The 20,918-nt window shown below is 74.7% G+C and carries 15 protein-coding genes, 2 pseudogenes and 1 riboswitch; of the genes and pseudogenes, 12 read left to right on the forward strand and 5 right to left on the reverse strand.

Features of this window, described 5'->3' with window-relative positions; genetic code table 11:
* The first annotated feature begins 469 nt into the window (after positions 1 to 469).
* Together GA0115242_RS36750 and GA0115242_RS36755 are read left to right on the forward strand one after the other, a co-directional pair.
* Positions 470 to 1,447 (forward strand): pectate lyase family protein, encoded by a 978-nt coding sequence (locus tag GA0115242_RS36750; protein WP_093835997.1) that lies wholly within the window; start codon positions 470 to 472, stop codon positions 1,445 to 1,447.
* A 29-nt stretch (positions 1,448 to 1,476) separates the two neighbouring features.
* A complete protein-coding gene (locus tag GA0115242_RS36755; protein ID WP_093835998.1) occupies positions 1,477 to 2,283 on the forward strand; it encodes a pectate lyase in 807 nt (268 codons plus the stop codon).
* A 187-nt stretch (positions 2,284 to 2,470) separates the two neighbouring features.
* Here GA0115242_RS36755 and GA0115242_RS36760 read toward each other — a convergent pair whose 3' ends face one another.
* On the reverse strand, positions 2,471 to 3,214 hold the full coding sequence (locus GA0115242_RS36760) for a PaaX family transcriptional regulator C-terminal domain-containing protein (protein ID WP_093835999.1): 744 nt from the start codon (positions 3,212 to 3,214) through the stop codon (positions 2,471 to 2,473).
* A gap of 71 nt (positions 3,215 to 3,285) precedes the next feature.
* Here GA0115242_RS36760 and GA0115242_RS36765 point away from each other — a divergent pair, with 71 nt between their 5' ends.
* Positions 3,286 to 4,956 (forward strand): acyl-CoA dehydrogenase family protein, encoded by a 1,671-nt coding sequence (locus GA0115242_RS36765; protein WP_161353462.1) that lies wholly within the window; start codon positions 3,286 to 3,288, stop codon positions 4,954 to 4,956.
* Between the two features lie 124 nt (positions 4,957 to 5,080).
* The gene (locus GA0115242_RS36770) at positions 5,081 to 7,195 is read left to right on the forward strand and encodes a PBS lyase (protein ID WP_093836001.1); all 2,115 of its coding nucleotides are present in this window, start codon (positions 5,081 to 5,083) and stop codon (positions 7,193 to 7,195) included.
* A 492-nt stretch (positions 7,196 to 7,687) separates the two neighbouring features.
* Here GA0115242_RS36770 and GA0115242_RS36775 read toward each other — a convergent pair whose 3' ends face one another.
* Complete coding sequence (locus GA0115242_RS36775) at positions 7,688 to 8,269, reverse strand: Rv1733c family protein (RefSeq protein ID WP_093836002.1); 582 nt, start codon at positions 8,267 to 8,269, stop codon at positions 7,688 to 7,690.
* A gap of 449 nt (positions 8,270 to 8,718) precedes the next feature.
* Between GA0115242_RS36775 and GA0115242_RS36780 the strand changes: the two genes are divergently transcribed.
* The 3 genes from GA0115242_RS36780 (at position 8,719) to GA0115242_RS36790 (ending at position 11,479) form a co-directional block, all read left to right on the forward strand.
* Positions 8,719 to 9,396, forward strand: coding sequence for a uracil-DNA glycosylase (locus GA0115242_RS36780; RefSeq protein ID WP_093836003.1), 678 nt, complete (start codon positions 8,719 to 8,721; stop codon positions 9,394 to 9,396).
* Positions 9,397 to 9,509: 113 nt separating this feature from the next.
* Positions 9,510 to 10,460, forward strand: coding sequence for an N-acetylglucosamine kinase (locus GA0115242_RS36785; protein WP_237549528.1), 951 nt, complete (start codon positions 9,510 to 9,512; stop codon positions 10,458 to 10,460).
* Positions 10,461 to 10,555: 95 nt separating this feature from the next.
* Positions 10,556 to 11,479 (forward strand): sirohydrochlorin chelatase, encoded by a 924-nt coding sequence (locus tag GA0115242_RS36790; protein ID WP_093836005.1) that lies wholly within the window; start codon positions 10,556 to 10,558, stop codon positions 11,477 to 11,479.
* 174 nt (positions 11,480 to 11,653) lie between these two features.
* Here GA0115242_RS36790 and GA0115242_RS36795 read toward each other — a convergent pair.
* Positions 11,654 to 12,693 (reverse strand): annotated as a pseudogene (locus GA0115242_RS36795) (lactonase family protein).
* A 128-nt stretch (positions 12,694 to 12,821) separates the two neighbouring features.
* A complete protein-coding gene (locus GA0115242_RS36800) occupies positions 12,822 to 14,318 on the reverse strand; it encodes an FUSC family protein (RefSeq protein ID WP_093836006.1) in 1,497 nt (498 codons plus the stop codon).
* A gap of 271 nt (positions 14,319 to 14,589) precedes the next feature.
* Between GA0115242_RS36800 and GA0115242_RS36805 the strand changes: the two genes are divergently transcribed.
* The 3 genes from GA0115242_RS36805 (at position 14,590) to GA0115242_RS36815 (ending at position 18,978) form a co-directional block, all read left to right on the forward strand.
* On the forward strand, positions 14,590 to 15,066 hold the full coding sequence (locus tag GA0115242_RS36805; RefSeq protein WP_093836007.1) for an Lrp/AsnC family transcriptional regulator: 477 nt from the start codon (positions 14,590 to 14,592) through the stop codon (positions 15,064 to 15,066).
* A gap of 250 nt (positions 15,067 to 15,316) precedes the next feature.
* Positions 15,317 to 16,006: an HAD family hydrolase gene (locus GA0115242_RS36810; protein ID WP_093836008.1), complete on the forward strand. Its 690-nt coding sequence runs from the start codon at positions 15,317 to 15,319 to the stop codon at positions 16,004 to 16,006.
* A 161-nt stretch (positions 16,007 to 16,167) separates the two neighbouring features.
* Positions 16,168 to 18,978, forward strand: a complete 2,811-nt coding sequence (locus GA0115242_RS36815; RefSeq protein WP_093836009.1) for a beta-L-arabinofuranosidase domain-containing protein — start codon at positions 16,168 to 16,170, stop codon at positions 18,976 to 18,978.
* 43 nt (positions 18,979 to 19,021) lie between these two features.
* Here GA0115242_RS36815 and GA0115242_RS36820 read toward each other — a convergent pair whose 3' ends face one another.
* Positions 19,022 to 19,768 (reverse strand): LysR family transcriptional regulator substrate-binding protein, encoded by a 747-nt coding sequence (locus tag GA0115242_RS36820; protein WP_093836010.1) that lies wholly within the window; start codon positions 19,766 to 19,768, stop codon positions 19,022 to 19,024.
* A gap of 58 nt (positions 19,769 to 19,826) precedes the next feature.
* On the opposite strand from GA0115242_RS36820, the gene GA0115242_RS36825 reads away from it, so the two are divergent.
* Together GA0115242_RS36825 and GA0115242_RS36830 are read left to right on the forward strand one after the other, a co-directional pair.
* Complete coding sequence (locus GA0115242_RS36825; RefSeq protein WP_093836011.1) at positions 19,827 to 20,231, forward strand: DUF5997 family protein; 405 nt, start codon at positions 19,827 to 19,829, stop codon at positions 20,229 to 20,231.
* 193 nt (positions 20,232 to 20,424) lie between these two features.
* A riboswitch (cyclic di-AMP (ydaO/yuaA leader) is annotated at positions 20,425 to 20,599 on the forward strand.
* An 8-nt stretch (positions 20,600 to 20,607) separates the two neighbouring features.
* Positions 20,608 to 20,918, forward strand: a pseudogene (locus GA0115242_RS36830) (peptidoglycan endopeptidase); the annotation flags it as partial.

Consider the following 20,918-nt stretch of genomic DNA (forward strand, 5'->3'; position numbering starts at 1 on the left):
GTGGGCGGTGGCCGGGGGCGCGGCAAGCAGCCCCGGCCATGAGGAACGGCAGCAGGACGGCGAGGAGGGCCACGAGCGGTGTACGCCGTGGCGGGTGTACGCGGGTGCGGGGGGTCACATCCTTGCCCCTTTCGGCGAGGTCAGTTGGTGGGAGCGCTCCCATGACGCGAGGCGGGCGCGCCCGGTCGCCGCATGGTGGCATGGACACGTTCACCATGGAAGCGCTCCCACGTCCCTGGATCGGCCACCTCCCACCAACACCCGCCACCCCTCGGAGTGGCCGGATGTGGACTGCGCGAGGCGTTGACTAGAAAGCGCTTGCCCTCTACGTTCCGTTCAGCAGTGTGACCGTCGGAACCCCCCTGAGCCGCATTTCGGGCCGCGCGATCACCCTGCCCGCACACAACGTTCTGCAGGTTGCACAAACTTCAGATACGCGACTGAACGATTCCCGAAGGGACGCACCCGCATGCGCACTCGCCCCCCACGTGCACAGACGCGAAGAGTCACCCTGGCAGCCACCGCGGTGGCGCTCGCGGCCGTCGCCGCGGTCGCCCTCCCCCAGTCCGCCGGAGCGGCCGACACCTCACCCGTCGGGTTCGGCGCCGGGACCACCGGAGGCGGCAGCGCGACGGCCGTAACGGTCTCGACGCTGGACGCCTTCAAGTCGGCGGTCACGGGCAGCACCGCCAAGGTGGTCAAGGTCAGCGGCCTGATCTCGCTGAGCGGCCAGGTCGACGTCGGCTCCAACACCACGGTCCTGGGCGTCGGTTCGTCCTCCGGGTTCACCGGCGGCGGACTGCGGCTCAAGAAGGTGACGAACGTCGTCGTCCGCAACCTGAACATCAGCAAACCGGTGGCGCCCTCCGACGGGATCACCGTCCAGGAGTCCACCAAGGTCTGGATCGACCACAACTCCTTCTCGGCCGACCGCGACCACGACAAGGACTACTACGACGGGCTGCTGGACATCACGCACGCCTCGGACTACGTGACGGTCTCCTGGAACACCTTCAAGGACCACTTCAAGGGCTCCCTCGTCGGCCACAGCGACAACAACGCGAGCGAGGACACCGGGCACCTGCGGGTCACGTACCACCACAACTACTTCAACAACGTCAACTCCCGCATCCCCAGCCTGCGGTTCGGCACCGGGCACTTCTACGACAACTACGTCGTCGGCGCCGCCACGGCCGTCCACTCGCGGATGGGCGCCCAGATGTTCGTCGAGAACAACGTCTTCCGCTCGACGACGGTCGCCGTCACCACCAGCCGCGACAGCGACGTGGACGGCTACGCGAACCTCTCCGGCAACGACCTCGGCGGCGCCTCGACCGAGATCTCCCGGACCGGGACGTTCACCAAGCCCCCGTACACGTACACCGCCGAACCCGCCTCCTCGGTCGTCGCGTCGGTGACGTCCGGCGCGGGCTCCGGGAAGCTCTGACCCCTCCCCCACCTGGAAGGCATCGGGACATGACGTCACCGGCACCACGGCGCGGGCGAGCGCGCACGCTCGGCGCGGGACTGGCCGCCACCGGCCTCACAGTTGGCATGATCATGGCCAGTGGAGCGCTGACCCCGGCGAGCGCCGCGACCTGGCCGTCCGCCAGCGGCAGCCAGGCGGTCACCGCCACCATCAAGGTCTCCGGCACCAAGGACTACGGCATGCTGCGCCTGTACGGCAGCGGCGACCTGGGCACCGGCAGCCAGGACGAGGACCAGGGGCCGATCCTGGAACTCGCCGCGGGCACCACCCTGAAGAACGTCATCATCGGCTCGCCCGCCGCCGACGGCATCCACTGCCTGGGCAGCTGCACGCTCCAGAACGTGTGGTGGGAGGACGTCGGCGAGGACGCGGCGACCTTCCTCGGCTCCTCGTCGTCGAACGTCTACACCGTCTCGGGCGGCGGCGCGAAGGAGGCCAGCGACAAGGTCTTCCAGTTCAACGGCGCGGGCACGCTGAACGTCTCGAACTTCGCGGCGCAGACCTTCGGCGCCTTCGTGCGCTCCTGCGGCAACTGCAAGACGCAGTACAAGCGCACGATCAACCTCAACACCATCGAGGCGACCTACAAGGGCAGCCGCATCGTCGGCATCAACACCAACTACGGCGACAGCGCGACCCTGAAGAACATCACCGTGGTCGGCGACACCAGCAAGAAGATGATCCCCTGCCAGAAGTACATCGGGAACAGCACGGGCGCGGAGCCGACCACGAACGGCACCGGACCCGACTCGACGTACTGCAAGTACGCGGCGTCGGACATCACGTACAAGTAGGCGGCACGGACCAGCGGACCCCCCACGGTGAACCCGGCCGTACGGAGCGCCTCCTGCACGGCGCTCCGTACGGCCGCCGCCGTGTCCGCGCCCGTGCCGTGCCTGTGTCCGTGCCCGCGTCCATGTCCGCGTCTGTGCCCGTGTCCATGTCTGTACCCGTGCCCGTGTCCGCTACGGGAGGGGCGTCTCAGGCGCCGATCGAGAGCGCGATCTCGCCCCGGTAGCGCGTGTACGCGGCGCGCAGTCGGGCGCCGGGCCAGTCGGCGGGCAGGAGCGCGGGCGGCAGCACGGGGTCGGCGAGCAGATGGCGCACGGCCGTGGCGAAGAGGGTGAGCCGGTCGGCGGGCAGCCGGGCCTCGGCGGCCCCGGCCAGCAGGTCGCGGGCGGTGGCCGACCAGGCGTCCAGCGGCCAGAGCCGGGCGGCGAGCAGGGACGGGGAGCCGTCGGGCCGGGCGGCGCAGAGCTGGGCCACGCGCGTGAGGTCGGCGGGCAGCGGGCGGGTCAGGTTGGCGGGGCGCAGCCACACGCCCTCGCGCAGTTCAGCCAGGCGCAGTCCGGTCAGCCGGGCGCGCAGTTCGGCACGTTCGGCGGGCTCGCGGCCGGTGGCGGTGATCACCACCATCTCCCAGTCGCCGTCCCACGCGCGCGTGCCGGGGCGCAGCGCCTCGTCCTGGCGGCGCTGGCGGTCGAGCAGCCGGTCGCTGAGCCGGTAGACCGCGTCGGTGCGCACCAGGTCGCCCGCGGCGGCCATGCGGCTGAGCGCGGCCCGGAGCGTGGAGCCGCCGACGCCGAACGCCGAGACCGCGCGGACCAGGTCGCGGACGGGCAGCTCCGGCGGATGGGTGCCGAGGAGCAGGCTGAGCACGACCGAGCGCGCGGACAGCGGGCGCAGGTCCGCGCCGTGAGGCTGCCCGGTGGCGTCGGTCGACATGGTGGGTACCTTACGTGCGCCGTTCATGTTGCATCATTGCGACAGTCGCAGAATGGATGCAACATGGAGGGATGGCAGCCCAGACCTCAGCACCCGCGCGGCTCCGGTCGCCGTCCACCACCCATGACGTCACCAACCAGCCGCCGCCGCTGACGCCCTACGACGCCTCCGAGGACACGGCCCTGCTGGAGGGGCTGCGCCGGGAGGGCGCCGGATGGGCCGAGGACGAGGTACGCGCGCTGGGGGTGCGGGCGGGCGGCGCCGAGGCGCGGGAGTGGGGCGAGCTGGCCAACGCGCACCCGCCGGTGCTGCGCAGTCACGACCGGTACGGCCACCGCGTCGACGAGGTCGACTTCCACCCGGCCTGGCACCGGCTGATGGAGGTCGCGGTCGGCGCGGGCCTCGCCGGGGCGCCCTGGGCCGACGACCGGCCCGGCGCCCATGTGGCGCGCACGGCGGGCGGGTTGGTGTGGGGGCACGCCGAGGCCGGGCACGGCTGTCCGACGTCGATGACGTACGCCGCCGTCCCCGCGCTGCGCGCGCAGCCCGATCTCGCCGCCGTCTACGAACCCCTGCTGACCAGCCGGGTGTACGAGCCCGGCCTCGCCGTGCCGACGGGCAAGCGCGGGCTGCTCGCGGGCATGGGGATGACCGAGAAGCAGGGCGGTTCGGACGTCCGCACCAACACCACGGCCGCGACCCCGACCGGCGAACCGGGCGTGTACACGCTGCGCGGGCACAAGTGGTTCACGTCGGCGCCCATGTGCGACCTGTTCCTGGTCCTCGCGCAGGCGCCGGACGGCCTGTCCTGCTTCCTGGTGCCGCGCGTGCTGCCGGACGGCACCCGCAACACGTTCCGCGTCCAGCGGCTCAAGGACAAGCTCGGCAACCGCTCCAACGCGTCCGCCGAGCCGGAGTTCGACGGCACGGTGGCCTGGCTGGTGGGACCCGAGGGGCGCGGGGTGAAGACGATCATCGAGATGGTCAACTGCACCCGCCTGGACTGCGTGATGGCGTCGGCGACCCTGATGCGGGCGTCGCTCGTCGAGGCCGGCCACCACGCCGCGCACCGCCGGGCGTTCGGTGCCCGGCTGTCCGAACAGCCGCTGATGCGCAACGTTCTGGCCGATCTCGCGCTGGAGTCGGAGGCCGCCACGACGCTCACCCTGCGGCTGGCGGGCGCCGCCGACCGCGCGGTGCGCGGGGACGCGCGCGAGGCGGCGTTCCGGCGGATCGCGACCGCCGTCGGCAAGTACTGGGTGACCAAACGGGGTCCGGCGTTCACGGCGGAGGCCCTGGAGTGCCTGGGCGGCAACGGTTACGTGGAGGAGTCCGGGATGCCCCGGCACTACCGGGAGGCGCCGCTGCTGTCGATCTGGGAGGGCTCGGGCAACGTCAACGCCCTGGACGTGCTGCGGGCGTTGCGGCGCGATCCGGGCACCGCGGAGGCCCTGTTCGGCGAACTCGCCCTGGCCACGGGGGCGGACGCCCGGCTGGACGGCGCGGTGCGCGGCCTGCGGGACCAGCTCACCACCGGTTCGGAGGCCGGTGCCAGGCGGCTGGTCGAGCGGATCGCGCTGGTCCTCCAGGCGTCCCTGCTGGTGCGGCACGCGCCGCCCGCCGTCGCCGACGCGTTCTGCGCGACCCGGCTCGCGGGCGACTGGGGCCACGCCTTCGGGACCCTGCCCAACGGCGCCGACCTCGCGGCGATCCTGGGGCGCGCGCTGCCCGGCACCGCCTGAGCCGGCGCCCGCCGGGCGCTGCCGCGCGCGTCCGGATCGCGCACAGTCACTCCTCGATTCCGCTTGGTTGTCAGTGCCGTGGTGCAGACTCACGATCAGTGGCACTTCGTGCGGGGAGGACAACGTGTTCACCGGGATCGACGAGGTCGACTGGGCCTCGATGCGTCATGCGTACGGCAGCGCGCGGGACGTGCCCGCGCTGCTGTGGGGGCTCGCCTCCGCCGACGCGGCCGAGCGGGAGGCGGCGCTCGACGGGATGTACGGCGCCGTGCACCACCAGGGGGACGTCTACGACTCCACGCTGGCCTGCCTGCCGTTCCTGTTCGAGCTGGTGGAGCGCGAGGAGGTGCGCGACCGGGACGAGGTGCTGGGGCTGCTGGTCAGCATCGGCGGCGAGGAGGGCGGTGACGGCGGCGCGGGCGCCCCGGCGGTCGACACCGACCGGGTCCCCGAGCCGGTGCGCGAGACGTACCTGATGGCGCGCACGGCGGTCCGCGCGGGTGCGCCCGCCTTCGCCCGGCTGACCGGCGACCTGGACCCGGGGGTGCGGCGGGCGGCGCCCGGCGCGCTCGTCCGCTTCCTGGAGGAACCGGCGCGCGTCCTGGACCTGCTGCGCGAGCGGGTCGCGGTCGAGCGGGACGACCGGGTGCTGGTCGCCCTCACCGAGAGCCTCGGCCTGTTCGCCCACCGCCACCCGGGTCAGGCCCGGCACGCGGTGACGCTGCTGACCGGGCTGAGCGCGCCTCCGTACGGTCCCGGGCAGCGGCTCGCCGCGCTCGGCCAGCTCGCCGGGTGCGCCAGCGACCGGCTTCCGGCCGACCTGGTGGCCACCGCCGTCGGGCTGCTCAGGGACCGCTCGCGCGAGCGCGGCCCGTGCCGCTCCGAGGAGCCGGAACGCCCCGCCAAGGACACCCTGGTCGGCCGGATACGGCGGTTGCGGCCGTCGGACGAGGAGGGCTCGCAGCTGCTGCGCACCCTGCACAGCGGCCTCGGCGACCGGGTGCGGGACCGGATCGCGCTCCTCGAGGGCCAGTTGACCAGCCCGGACCCCACCGACCGGTGCAACGCGGTGTGGATGTCGACAGGGCTGCTGCACGGCTGGCGCGGTGACTACCACCGTCCCGTGGCGCTGATCGGCGCCCAACTGGCCCAGGGCAAGGGCCGGTTACGGGAGGCCGCGGTGTCGGTGCTGAGCGACCTGTTCGACCTCGCGGCCCCGGCGGCGGACGAGCTGGACGCGCTGGTCGGCGCGCACTCCGATCTCTGGGTGCGGCAGTGGGAGCGCGGCGCCCCGACCCTCGGCGAGCCGCTCAAGGCCCTGGCCAGGAGCGGCGATCCGCGGGCGGTGCCGGTCCTGGCGTTCGTCCTGGCCGGACCGGTCGTGCCGGACGACCTCGGGGACGCCGTCGTCCACCTCGGCCGTGCCGCCGTGCCGCTGGCGCCCGCGCTGCGCCACCGGCTCGCCGGGACGGCGCTGCACTCCCCGGAGGCGTACCCGCGCGCCCTGCCGCTGCTGTCGGCGCTCGGCGCGCTGGGGGACGCGCGGGCGGTGCCCGAGGTGCTCCGGGTGGTGCTGGGGGTGCCCGAGGGGGTCCGCTCACGCGACGCGCTCGTGGCGGCCGCGGTGCGGACGGTGGGGGCGTTCGGCCCCGCCGCGCTGGACGCGGCACCGGTGCTGCGGAACCTGCTGCGCACCGAGTGGGCGGGTGTCGCGGCGGATGCCCTGTGGTCCCTGGAGGGCGACGCGGACGCGGTACGGCCGGTCCTGGTGCGGGAGTTGACGAACGAGGACGCGCCGAAGCGGCGCGCCGCCGCCGACGCGCTGGCCCGGATCGGCCCGGCCGCCCGCCCCGCCCTGCCCGACCTCCGCCTCATGGCCCGCTCCAGCCAGCTCTGGGAGCGGATGTCGGCCGCGTGCGCGCTGTGGCGCGTGGGGGGTGACGACGACGCGGGGGGCCTGCGCGGACGGGCGTCCGGTGTGACCGGGGCGGGCGGGGACGTGGCACTGGCGGTGTCGGTGCTGCGGGCGTCCTGGCGGGAGAACCCGCACACCCGGCGCCCGATCGCGGACTGCCTGGCGGCCGTCGGCCCGGCGAGCGAGCCCCTGCACGACCTGCTGCACGCGGAACTCGCCTCCCCACGCCGCCACACCGCCTCCCCCGCCGGATACGCGGGCCACGGCGCCTTCGCGGACGAGGGACTGCTGCGGGTGTGCCGGGAGGTACTGGCGGGTGGGTAGGCCGGGGGGCGGGGCGGGAAGGGTGGGGCCGGCCCCTGGGTGAGGCGGGTTGGGGGCTGGGTGGTCTCCCGGGCAGGTGCGCTCAGTTGGTGCTGCCGGGGTGCCGTGTGCTGGCCGGTGCGTGGCACCGGCGCGCGCGGCACGACCCCCGATGAGCCCGCACCCGGGTGGGACGGCTCGGAGGGCCGGGCGTCTCCCGAGCGGGTGCGCTCGGTTGGTGCTGCCGAGGTGCTGGCTGGTGGGTGACACCGGCAGGCGCGGTACATCGGCATGGTGCCCGCACCCGGGTGAGACGGCTCGGAGGGCCAGGCCGTCTCCCGGGTGGGACGGCTCGGAGAGCCGGGCGTCTCCCGGGCGGGACCGCTCAGCCGTACCGCCGGGAAGCCGGGGTGCCGGCCGGTGCGTGACGCCCGCGGGCAAGGCGCGACCGTGCGAGGCCCGCACCCGGGGCAGACGGCCCGGACACCTGGGCGGGCCCCCGGGTCCGGTCGTTCAGCCCGTGCTGTGGTCGCTCAGGGGGTCGAAGCGGGCCCATTCGGTGTCCCAGCGGTCGAGCCCGTGGCGGCGGAGCCGTACGCAGAGCAGCCGACCGGCGACGAACGGCACGGCCGCCGCGCTCAGGCCCACGAGACCGCCGACGGCTGCGGCCCTGAACCGGGCCTCGGCGGGGGTGGCGGGCTCCGACACCAGATGGCCCGCGGGGTCCGTCCACACGGTGACCGGGGTTCCGGCCGCGGCGCCCGGGGCGACCCTGACCTGGCCGGTGGCGCGGACGCCGTCCGGGGAGGTCCAGTGGACGGTGCCCCACACCTGCTCACGGGAGTCGGCGGTCTCCCGGCCGGTCCCGCCGGGCGCCCGCTCGGCGAGGACGCCCCGCACGGCCGTCCACTCGACGCGTTCGCGGGCCAGCCCCGCGTCCACGGAGCGGCCCGCCGCCAGCCCCGCCGTCACCCCGGCGAGGGCGGTGAGCAGCCAGGTGCCGAGCAGGACCCACGCCTCGACGGTGTCGGACCGGCGCTTGAGGGGGTTGCGCCGCCACCGCCACAGCCGGACCTTCGGACCACGTACCGCCATCGAAGGCTTCCTCCTCACGCGCACGACCTCCCCCGACCGACATCCCATACGGGCCGACGCCACCGAATGCTCAGGGCGGCGGCTGTGATCCGACGGTGGCACGGGCGGAGGACGAGCCGAGCGGGTCCGTGCGAACCGCTCGCGGCGCGGCCCCCGCTGAGCTACCCTCCGCGCGCTGACCTGCGACGACTCCCCTGCGGAGGGGCACTGTCAGTGGGGGCGGGCAGACTGGGTGGTGAGCAGGGACGACTCCGGGCGGCCGGGGCCTTCCCCGGGCTCCGCCCGCTGTCCGCAGGCCCGTTCACCCGCACGGCGCCGCCGTTCCGCTCGCCCGTCCCGTCCCGCGCACGCCTTCGAAAGGGGCTCATGAACGCGACCTCCCGGCCCTCCCCCTCCGGCCCCGAGCACTGGGTGATCGCCGCCCCGTGCACGGCAGTAGGGTGACGCCCGTGGCACCACGACCTTTGCACGAGATCGTCGAAGCAGGCTGGGCGAAGGCCCTCGAACCCGTCGCGGGGCGGATCGCGGAGATGGGGGACTTCCTGCGCGCGGAGATCGGCGCGGGACGCACCTACCTCCCGGCCGGGGCGAACGTCCTGCGGGCGTTCCAGCAACCCTTCGACGAGGTACGCGTCCTGATCGTCGGTCAGGACCCCTATCCGACCCCCGGGCACGCGGTGGGCCTGTCGTTCTCGGTGGCGCCCGAGGTGCGCCCCCTGCCCGGCAGCCTCCTCAACATCTACCGTGAGCTGAACACCGACCTGGGCCTCCCGCAGCCCTCCAACGGCGATCTGACGCCGTGGACCCGGCAGGGCGTGCTCCTGCTCAACAGGGCGCTCACCACCGCCCCGCGCAAGCCGGGCGCCCACCGCGACAAGGGCTGGGAGGCCGTCACCGAGCAGGCGATACGCGCCCTGGCCGGTCGCGGGAAGCCGCTGGTGTCCATCCTCTGGGGCCGGGACGCGCGCAATCTCCGGCCGCTGCTGGGGCAGTTGCCCTCGGTGGAGTCGGCGCACCCGTCGCCGATGTCCGCCGACCGCGGTTTCTTCGGCTCCCGCCCCTTCAGCCGGGCCAACGACCTGCTGGTCGGCCAGGGCGGACAGCCGGTGGACTGGCGCCTGCCGTGACCGGCCCCGCGGGACGTCCCGACCCGCTCGCCCCGGCCGCCCGGGAACGTCCCGACCCGGCGGGTCCAGGCGATCCGGGCGGCTATCTCGCCGTCGACTCCGGTGGGTCGGGGCTGCGGGTGGCGGTCGGGACGGTGGCGCGCGGGGTGCTGGCCCGACGGCGCTCGGACGAACCGGTGCGGACCGGCCCACGTGGCATCGACCCCGAGCACCTCATGGCCCAACTGGTGCCCATGGTGCGGTCGTCGGCCGAGGAGAGCGGCGTCACCGCCCTGGGGACCGCCGTGCTCGGGGCGACCGGCCTCGCCACCCTGGGGGAAGCGCTGCGCGCCGAGCTGCCGACAGCGATGGAGCGGGAGTTCGGGGTCGGCACCCTCGCCCTGGCCGCCGACGCGGTGACCGCCTACGCCGGTGCCCTCGGCCCGCGTCCGGGCGCGGTGGTCGCCGCCGGGACCGGCCTGATCGCCCTGGGCACCGACCTCACGGGCTGGCGGCGCGCGGACGGCTGGGGCCATCTCCTCGGCGACTGCGGGGGCGGCGCCTGGATCGGACGGGCCGGGCTCGAGGCAGCGCTGCGCGCCTTCGACGGCCGCGCGGGCGGTTCGCCCGCGCTGCTGGCCGCCGTGGAGCGGCAGTTCGGACCGGTACCTGGCCTGCCCGGTCTGCTCTATCCGCGTGCCGACCGGCCCGCCGTGCTCGCGTCGTTCGCGCCCCGGGTCGCCGAGTGCGCCGGGGACGATCCGGTGGCGGCCGGCATCCTGCGGTCGGCGGCGCGGGAGATGGCGGCGTCCGCGGCGGCCGTCTGCCCGGCCGGGGGCGAGCCGCGCGTGGCGTTCACCGGGGGCCTGTTCGGGATGGGGGACGTCCTGGTCGTGCCGCTGGCCGAGGAGTTGGCGCGGCTGCTGCCCCACGCCGAGCGGGTGCCCGCGGCCGGGGACCCCCTGCTGGGGTCGGTGCGGATCGCGTCCGAGCTGGTCACCGGGTCGCTCTCGCTCCCGCGTGACGAGGCGTTGCTCACCGTCACGTCCGTAAGGGGCGGCTATCCACCGGCTGATCACTTCTGATCTGTACGTAACTCATCAGACAAAACCGGACGGATACCGCTCACCTGCACCCTCCCCGAACGGGGGAACCCGCTGAGCCAGTAACATGCGGCGCCATGAGCTCCCCCACTGGGCCCGCGTCCGGCCTGCCAGTACGAATGCCGCGACCCCGCCAGCCAGGGCGGCACCGCCGCCCCGAACCCCTGGCGGCTCCCGAGGGCGCCCCTTCGCTTGTCCTCGCGGTACCGGGCACCCCCGGAACCGCCACCCGCGGCCTGGCCGAGGAGGTCGTGAGCATCGCGCGCTCCGAGCTGCCCGGCCTCGACGCGCGCATCGGATACCTGGACGGGGACGACACCGAGTTCCCCACCCTCCAGGCCGTGCTGACGCATGCCGCCGAGGAGCGCACCGCGCGCTACGAGCAGGCCAAGGACGCGGGCCTCGACGTCAAGCAGCCCGACGGCCCTGTCGCCGTCGTGGTACCGCTGCTGGCCGGTCCCGACAACTCGCTGCTGCGCCAGATCCGGCAGGCCGTCATGGAGAGCCGGATCGCGGCCGAGCTGACCGATGTGCTCGGCCCGCACCCGCTGCTCGCCGAGGCGCTGCACGTGCGGCTGTCCGAGGCCGGTCTGGCCCGCGCCGACCGCGCCCGCCTGTTCACCGTGGCCACGGCCGCCGACGGCATCATCCTGGCGTCGGTGGGCGGCGACGAGGCGGTGCAGGCGGCCGGGATCACCGGCATGCTGCTCGCCGCGCGCCTCGCCGTGCCGGTGATGGCCGCGGCGCTCGACCAGGACGGTTCGATCGCCGATGTCGCCGAGCAGTTGCGCACCTCGGGCTCGCAGCAGCTCGCCCTCGCGCCGTACCTGATCGGCCCGGAGATCGACCCCGGTCTCATCGAGGAAGCGGCCAAGGAGGTGGGCTGTTCCGCCGCCGAGGCGCTCGGCCCGTACCCGGCGATCGGCAAGCTCGCCCTGGCCAAGTACACCTCGGCCCTCGGCATCGCGCCGCAGCAGCCGCAGGGGGCGCCCGTCCGCTGACGCGGGCACCGCACACCGTACCGACGAACGACGCCGAAGGGCCCGCCACGAGATCATCGGGGCGGGCCCTTCGGCGTGCGGGGTGAGGCGTGCGGGATGCGTGTGACGCGGGTGGGGTGGACGGGGCGCCGTATCACCCCGCGTGCGTCAGACGCGGAATCCGCACCGTCCCCGTCAGTCCAGGACGACGCAGGAGGCGGCCGGGACCGGGACGCGGCCGTCGTAGAGGGGCAGGCCGGTCTCCGGGTCGAGGGCGAACCAGGAGACGTCACCGGAGCGCTCGTTGGCGCAGTACAGGTAGCCGTCCGCGACGGTGATCGCGCGCGGCCAGTCGCCGCCGCACGGGACGGTGCCGAGCAGCCGCAGGCGGGCGCCGTCGGCCTCGACGGCGAAGGTGGACAGGACGTCCTCGCCGCGGGTCGCCGTCCAGACGAAGCGGCCGTCGGGGGAGACGGCGATGCCCGACGGATAGGCGTCGCCCGCCGGGGCCGCGGGCAGCACCTGGGCCTCGGCGAGGGGTTTCAGGGTGCCGTCCTCGCCCTGCCAGCGGCAGACGGTGACGGTCGGGGTGAGTTCGTTGAGCACGTACGCGTGCCCGCCGCCCGGGTGGAAGGCCAGGTGGCGCGGGCCGGAGCCGGGCCGCAGGGGCGCCTCGCGGTGCACGGCGAGCGTGCCCCCGCGCAGGGTGCAGACGCGGACGGAGTCGGTGCCGAGGTCGACGCTGACGGCCCACCGGCCGCTCGGGTCGGGCTGGACCTGGTGCGCGTGCGGGGCCTGCTGGCGGCGGGTGTGCGGTCCCGAGCCGGTGTGCGGGAGGACGGCGGAGGGGGCGGGGGCCAGGGTGCCGTCGGCGCGTACCGGGACCGCGGTGACGCTGCCCGAGCCGTAGTTGGCGGTGAGGACGTGGCCGTCGAAGACGCTGAGGTGGGTGGGGCCCTGGCCGCCGACGCGGACCGGGGCCCCGCCGGTTCGGGGCGCCCGCCGTTCAGCCGGTAGGCGGCCACCGCGCCCTCGGCGGTCTCGCTGACGGCGTACAGGACCCGGCGGTCGGGGGCGAGGGCCAGGTAGGACGGGTCGGGCAGGCCGGTCACGCTGTGCAGGAGGGTGAGGGCGCCGCCGCCGGGCGCCACGGCCGCCGTGACGATGCCGGGCCCGCCCGCCGCCGTGAACGACCCGATGAAGGCCCGCCTCCGCCGTGCGCCGCCGTCAGTCACCGCTGTCCCCTCTCGCCGCTGTGCAGTCCGGGGTGACGCTAGCAGCCGGTCCCGCGCGGTCTAGACCAAGGGCGTCGGGCGGGGTCGGCGGGCGGGAGAGGCCCTGGTCAGGGCGGGAGAGGCCCTGGTCAGGCGCCGACGAGGCGCGATCCTGTGGGGGTCCGCAGGGGCGCGGCGAGGTCGGCGAGGGCGCGTTCCAGGCCGTGCAGGTGGGCGAGGGCCGGTTCGGTGCCGGGGTGGTGGGCCGGACGTGCGGCGAGGTCGCGGACGTCCTCGCCGGTGAGGGCCTCCACCGCGCGCTCCACCCGGTGGCAGGCGGCGGCGAGCCGGGCGTCGTGGCTCGCCTCCGGGTCGGCCGCGACGGCGACCAGGCCGCGGACCTCGCGGGCGCAGGCGTCGAGCAGGTCGAGGACCCTGCGGGCCCGCCGTCTGCGGTCGGCCATCGGGTTGAGCGGGTGCACCAGCGGGGCCACGGAGAGCCGCACCCGGCCCAGGAGCTGTTCGAGTTCGGCGACGCGCGGGGCGGGGTCGGCACCGGGCACCCCGGCCAGCCGGGCGGCGGCCTCGGCGGTGCAGGCGTGCACACAGCGCAGGGCGCGGCGGATCCAGGCGTGGGTGACGGCGTGCGTGGTCACCGGCAACACGAAGAGGACGGCGAGGACCGCGCCGAGGGCGCCGACGGCCGTCTCCGCGAACCGCAGGGCGAGCAGACCGGGCGTGAACACGCCGAGCAGCCCGTAGAGCAGTTCGGCGAGCAGGGTCACCCAGAGCATCATCCAGGTGTAGGAGACGGCGGCCGTGTAGAAGATCCCGAAGACGCAGACGGCGAGCAGGACCGCGGTGGGGACGGGCGCTCCCTGGAGGGGCGCGACGAGCGGCAGCCCGAGGACGATGCCGAGGACGGTGCCGAGGACCCGGCGGAAGCCGCGCACCAGGGTCTCGCCCCGTGAGGCGGTGTTGACGAAGATCCACCAGGCGGCGCCGACAGCCCAGTACCAGCGCTCACCGGACAGCGCCTGCCCTGCGACCAGCGCGAACCCGGCGGCGGCGGTCGCCTGGACGGCCTGCCGGGTGGTCACCCGGCCGAGGCCGGTGGAGCCGGACGCCGCGGGCTGCCGGACGGGCGGCAGACGGCGCTCGTAGCACCAGAGGCCGAACCGCACCCCGGCCGCGCTGAGCACGGAGAGCACGACGGCCGCGTACAGCTCGGGGAGCCGGTCGGTGGTCGCGTGCAGGAACTGCGCCACGAAGAAGGTCATGAACGCGAAGACGCCGAGGCTGTGGCCGCGCGGCCCCCAGCGCCTGGCGTACACGCCCGCGCCGACGACGGCGAGGAAGGCGAGGTCGCGGGCGGCGGGCCGGTCGTGGAGTCCGGCGGCGAGGGCGAGCACGGGCAGCCCGACGGCGGGCAGCAGCGCGGTGGTGACCGCCTGGCCGCGGACCGTCGCGTCGGTGACGGTGAACAGGGCGAGCAGCGCGGCGAGTCCGCCGGTGACGGCGCCGACCAGCGAGTGTCCGGCGAGCCCGCAGACGACGACGGCGAGCCCGATGCCGAGGACGGCCCGCGCGGCGAACCGCAGCCGCGTCCGGCCCGGGTCCGGCGCCATGAACACCCTTCGCAGCACTGTCTACCGCCCCCACTGTCACCGTTCGGACGCCGGCCGACCACCGGCATGAGAAAGGCGCCGCGGAATCCGCAGCGCCATCGACGTCCCCCATGAGAGCATCTCCCGCACCATCGGCTCAACCGGTGAGGTTTCCAGTGGTCCATTGGCCCAGAAGAGAGGGGAGAGGTTCCGTGCGGGATCGCCGTTGCCGCAGGCCGTGCGTGCGACGCCGCTGGGCCATTGGTACAGTCGGGGCGGATCGTGTTCCCGAGGGCGGGAGGCCCTGACGATGCCGGTCGACGCGCTGGACACCCGCATCCTGCGGTTGCTGCTCGAACAGCCGCGGACCAGCGTGCGGGAGTACGCCCGCCTCCTCGGTGTCGCGCGCGGCACCCTCCAGGCCCGCCTCGACCGGCTGGAACGGGACGGGGTGATCACCGGCACCGGCCCGGCGCTGTCACCGGCCGCGCTCGGCCACCCGGTGCTGGCGTTCGTGCACATCGAGGTCACCCAGGGGCACCTGGACGACGTCGGCGACGCGCTGGCGGCCGTCCCGGAGATCGTCGAGGCGTTCTCGATCACCGGCGGCGGCGATCTGCTGACCCGGGTGGTGGCGCGGGACAACGCCCACCTGGAGGACGTCATCCAGAAGCTGATCAGCCTGCCGGGCGTGGTCCGCACCCGCACCGAGGTGGCACTGCGCGAGCGGGTGCCGCAGCGGCTGCTGCCGCTGGTGGAGTCGATCGGCCGGACGAGCGGGAGCTGACGCGGCGCCGTGCGCGACGCGCGGCCCGACCGGGATTCCGCGCGGCACGGGACCCGACCCGGCCACCACCGTGCCACGCGACGGAACCCCGGCCACCCGTGCAGCGCGACGGAACCCGGCCTCCCGTGCGGTGCGGGGCACGGCCGACGGAACCCGGCCTCCCGCGCCACGCGGGCACGATCCGGCCTCCGGTGTCACGCCGCCCGACCCGGCTTCCCGTGCCGTGGGGGGCCTTTGACATGCTGGCGGGGTGAGCGGACTCGGCGGCATCTCGGTCATCTTCGATCTCGACGGCACCCTGGTGGACAGCGAGCCGAACTACTACGAGGCCGGTCGGCTGACCCTCGCCGCGCATGGCGTCCCGGAGTTCTCCTGGGCCGAGCACGAGCGGTACGTCGGGGTCAGCACCCGCGAGACGATCGCGCTCTGGCGGCGGCGGTACGGGCTCACCTCCTCCGTCCCCGACCTCCTCGCCGACCTGGACCGGCGCTATCTGGAGCTGGCCCGCGCCGGTACCCACGCCTACCCGGGGATGCGGGCGTTCGTGGAACGGCTCGCGGCGGAGCGGGTGCCGATGGCGGTGGCGTCGGGGTCCTCGCGCGAGGCCATCGCGGCGGTCCTCGCGGGGACGGGGCTGGACGCGTACCTCAGGACGACCGTGTCCGCGGACGAGGTGGAGCGGGGCAAGCCCGCACCCGACGTGTTCCTGGAGGCGGCCCGGCGGCTCGGCGCGGCCCCGGCCGACTGCGTGGTCGTCGAGGACGCGGCCCCCGGCGTGGCCGCCGCGCACGCGGCCGGGATGCGGTGCCTCGCGGTCCCGTACCTGGCCGGGCAGGCGGACGCGCCGGAGTTCGCGACGGCGGGGCTGCTGGTGCGGGGCGGGCAGCCGGCGTTCACGGCCGCCGGAGCGCTGCGGTGGCTGGCGGGGCGCAGCGGCTGACCTGAACCGGTCGCTCCCGGCCCGTTGACCGTCCCGCGCCTCCTGCCTATCGTCTGGTCGGCACTTCGCACGAGGTTCGACAAGTCGAACATTCGCCCATCCGTCCGGCGCGCGGTCCCGTCCGCGCGTGTCCAGGACGACCGGCCCACGGAGGAGCACCCATGGCACCGCCCCTCTCCCGACGTTCCGTTCTCCGGGCCGCGGCGCTCGCCGCCGCCACCCCCGCTCCGGCGCAGGCCGCCGTCGGGACCGCCGCCGCGGCGGGCGGCGCGTCCGCCGTACCGGCCGCCTGGACGGCCGTCCCGTTCGGGCTCGGCGACGTCAGCCTCGGTGCGGGCCTCTTCGCCGACAAGCGGGAGTTGATGCTCGGCCACGCCCGCGGCTACGACATCGACCGGCTCCTGCAGGTCTTCCGCGCCAACGCGGGTCTGCCCACCGGCGACGCGGTGGCGCCCGGCGGCTGGGAGGGGCTGGACGGCGAGGCCAACGGCAATCTGCGCGGCCACTACACCGGCCACTTCCTCACCATGCTGGCGCAGGCCCTGGCGAGCACCGGGGAGCGGGTGTTCGCCGAGCGGATCGGCACGGCGGTCGGCGCGCTGACCGAGGTGCGCGCGGCCCTGCGCGCGGACCCGGTCGTACGGAGCGTGCCCGGCCGGTTCGGCGGCGCCGTGGAGAACGGGCGCGGCTCCCACCAGTACGTCGACCTGCCCGCCGGGGTGCTCGGGGGCGCGTCGGCGATCACCCTGGCCGCGTGGGTGAAACCCGTGCACGACGACGCCTGGGCCCGTGTCCTCGACTTCGGCGACGACATCACCCGCTACCTCTACCTCGCCACCCGCACCGCGAACGGCGTCCCGCGCTTCGCCGTCACGACCGGCGGGGCCGGGGCCGAGCAGGGCATCGACGGCACGGCGGCGCTGCCGCTCGACCGGTGGAGCCATCTCGCCGTGACCGTCGCGGACGGCACCGGGACGCTCTACGTGGACGGCACCGCCGTCGGGCGGAACACGGCGATGACGCTCACCCCGGCCGCCCTCGGCACCCTCGCCCACCACTGGCTCGGCCGCTCCCACTACCCGGCCGATCCCGTCCTCGCGGGCGCCCTCGGCGGCTTCGACGTCTGGTCGCGGGCGCTGGACCCGGCCGAGGTGGCGGCGCTGGGCGCGGCCGGGCCCGCCGACACCCCCGCCGGGCGTGGGGACCTCGTCTCGTACGCCTTCGACGAGACGGGCGGGAGCCGGATCGCGGACGCGTCGGGGCGGGGTCTCACCGCCACCCTGCGCCGCACCTGGGGCGGGCCGAGCCATCCCGGGTTCCTCGCCGCCTACCCGGAGACCCAGTTCATCGAGCTGGAGTCGATGACCGGCAGCGACTACACCCGGGTGTGGGCGCCCTACTACACGGCGCACAAGATCCTGCGGGGGCTGCTGGACGCGCACGCGGCGACCGGTGACGCGCGGGCGCTCGACCTGGCGTCCGGCATGGGCGACTGGATGCACGCGCGGCTGTCGGCGCTGCCCTCGGCGACCCTCCAGCGGATGTGGGGGATCTTCTCCAGCGGCGAGTTCGGCGGCGTCGTGGAGGCGGTCTGCGATCTGCACGCGGTCACCGGTGATCCTCGACACCTGGAGCTGGCGCGGCTGTTCGACCTCGACCGGTTGATCGACGCCTGTGCCGCGGACGTCGACACGCTGGACGGGCTCCACGCCAACCAGCACATACCGATCTTCACCGGTCTGGTCAGGCTGTACGACGCGACGGGCGAGCGGCGGTACCTGACCGCCGCGCGGAACTTCTGGGGCATGGTCGTGCCGGGGCGCGTGTACGCCAACGGCGGCACCAGCACCGGGGAGTTCTGGAAGGCGGCCGGGGTGATCGCGGGGACGATCGGGCCGACGACGGCGGAGACGTGCTGCGCGTACAACATGCTGAAGCTCAGCCGGGCCCTGTTCCTGCACGAGCAGAACCCGGCGTACATGGACTACTACGAGCGGACCCTCTACAACCAGGTGCTCGGCTCCAAGCGCGATCTGGCGGACGCGGAGAAACCGCTGGTCACCTACTTCATCGGCCTGGGACCCGGCCATGCGCGGGACTTCACGCCCAAGCAGGGCACGACCTGCTGCGAGGGCACCGGCATGGAGAGCGCCACCAAGTACCAGGACTCGGTGTACTTCGCGCGCCCCGACGGGAGCGCCCTGTACGTCAACCTGTACAGCCCGTCCACCCTGCGCTGGGCGGCCACGGGCGTCACGCTCACGCAGACCACGGGCTACCCCAGGGAACAGGGCAGCACGCTCACCTTCGGCGGCGCGGACGCGGCGTTCGAGCTGCGGCTGCGGGTGCCGGGGTGGGCGGGCGCGGGGTTCAGGGTCACGGTCAACGGCCGTGCGGTGCCCGGGAGTCCGACGCCGGGGAGCTACTTCGGGGTGTCCAGGACCTGGCGAGCGGGCGACGTCGTGCGGGTCGACGTCCCGTTCCTGCTCCGGGTCGAGAGAACGCTCGACGACCCCTCGCTCCAGGCCCTGTTCCACGGCCCGGTGCACCTGGTCGCGCGCGGCTCCGCCACGGAGTACCCGCGGTTCGGGCTCTACCGCTTCGCGGCCCTCTCCGGCGACCTGCTGCCCGGGTTCTCCCCGGTGCCGGGCAGGCCGCTCCACCTCTCCCTGGACGGAACGGAGTTCGCGCCGTTCTACGAGGGGACCACCGACCCGTCGCACGCCTACTTCCGGCGGGCGGAACCCGTGGTGGTCTTCGGAGGTCTGGACTCGGGAGTGGCCAACCCGGCCCGCGCGGACGGGACTTCACTGCTGGACGAGGTGTGGTCCGCAGCGCCGTTCGCCACCGGGGCGGCCCTGGTCGCCAGGGTGCGCTCGACGGTGACGGCCTGGGTGTCGGCCGGGCTGCTCACGGCCGCGGACGGCGAGAAGGTGGTGGCGACGGCGGAACGGGCGACGTACCAGCCGTGAGGTCACGCCCCGCACGGCGTGACCTTGGGTGGGATCGCCGTCGTCACGAGCGGCGGCGCGGCTTGCCCTTGCCGCCGCCGCGCGCGCCGCGTCCCGACGCCGGTTTCGCCCGGGGCGCGGCGGGCTTGCGGCGGCCCGCCGGATCGGCCCGCTTCTCCTTCGGCTGCGGCTCGGGCTGCCTGCGGCCCCGGCTGCTGTTGACGGTGCGGCCCCGGACGATGCCGATGAAGTCCTCGACCAGCTCGGTGGTCGCCTCCTCCGGCCAGGACAGTCCGACGCTCGACTGCGGGGCGTCGACGACGGTCCGGTAGGTGAGGTCCTTGCGGTGGTGCAGCCTGGCCAGGGACTGCGGGACGACGAGGAGGCCGATGCCCGCCGCGACCAGCTCGACGGCGTCGGCGGTGTCCGCGGGGCGTTCGAAGGCGGCCTCACCGGGCGGCCCCGCCCAGTCCAGGACGTCGTCGAGGGGGTGCAGAACCGTCTCGTCCGCCAGATCGGCCAGGGTCACCTCGTCGGCGGCGGTGATCACGTGGTCCTTGGGCACCACGACGACCGTCGTCTCGGTGTAGAGGGGGATGGCGCTGAAGAACGTCCGGTCGACCGGCAGCCGCACGAACCCGGCGTCGGCGCCGCCCGCCCGCATCAGGTCGGCCGCCTCGGCGTCCGGGACGGCGTGCAGGGTGAGCGGGACGTCGGGGAGGCGCTCGTGCCAGACCCGCACCCACTTCGCGGGGGTCACCCCCGGGACGTACGCGAGGCGGAACGGCGGGGAGGTCTCGGAGCCAGTCACTCCGCCAGGTTACCGTCCGTGGTCACCGGTCCCCCACATGGTCGATACCCTGGACGGTATGAAGTCGCACCAGACCACCCAGACGATGAAGCCCGCGACCGCGGCGAAGAAGCTCGGTGTGTACCTAGAAGCCACCCCCGCCGAGTTCCGCGAGGGGGACGTCTCGCGCACCCGGCTCGCCGAGCTCCAGGCCGACCCGCCCGAGTGGCTGCGCGAGCTGCGGGCCAACGGTCCGCACCCCCGCCCCGTGGTCGCGGAGAGGCTGGGCGTCTCCATCGCCGGGCTCGCCCGCGGCGGGGTCACCGAGCCCCTCACCACCGAGCAGATCGAGGCGCTGCGCGAGGAGCGGCCCGAGTGGCTGACCAAGGAGCGCGCCACCCAGGCCGAGGTCCGCAAGGAGACCGTGCGGATCAAGAAGCGCAACGCGGAGCGCGCGGCCCGCGCCGACGGCCAGGACTCCTGAGACCACCCTCCGTGTCCGCCCCGCCCCCGCGAGAGCGACGCGTCCGGCCCGGTCCACGCGTCTGACGGTCCGTCACGACGAAGGTCACAGAAGCGTATCGGACATATCGCTTCCCAATCTTCACACGGGGAGCACAAGTTGGCTAAGTTGACGCTCGGGCCGCACGACTCACTCCGGCGATCTCCGCCGGGTCACGCGGCCTCCGCCGAGTCCGGCCCGCCCTCGGGCAGCCGGAGCCGGGGACCCGACCGAACATCTGGGGTGAATCGGCCCGACAGCCCTCCGGGGCAAGGGCCGTAGGGCATGCCTTCCGCGTCTTCCCGCCCGAACCCGACAGCTAACCCGGTAGGCGGAGGACGGAAGGAGTACGGCTCCCATGACGACGATCGAGGAGGGCCCGAGCCGCGAAGAGGTGCGGCGACGGGTGAACACCCTCTACGACCGCGCGGAGAGCGACAGCGGCACCTTCAACGCCACCCGGGCGATGAGCACGGGGTCCAGGCGGCGCGGTGCCCAGGGCGGCGGGCGGGGGGACGATCTGGAGACCGTCACCCGGCGCCTGTTCGACGCGGCCCGTTCGTCGGTCGGACCGACCCTCCCGGCGGTGCTGCCCGCCGACCGGATGCCGGCCAGGCCCGCCCCGCGCCCGGCCCGCACCGCCGAGCCCCTCGCCCCGGAGCAGCAGCG

This window comes from Streptomyces sp. SolWspMP-5a-2, from assembly GCF_900091845.1.
Lineage (GTDB): Bacteria > Actinomycetota > Actinomycetes > Streptomycetales > Streptomycetaceae > Streptomyces > Streptomyces doudnae.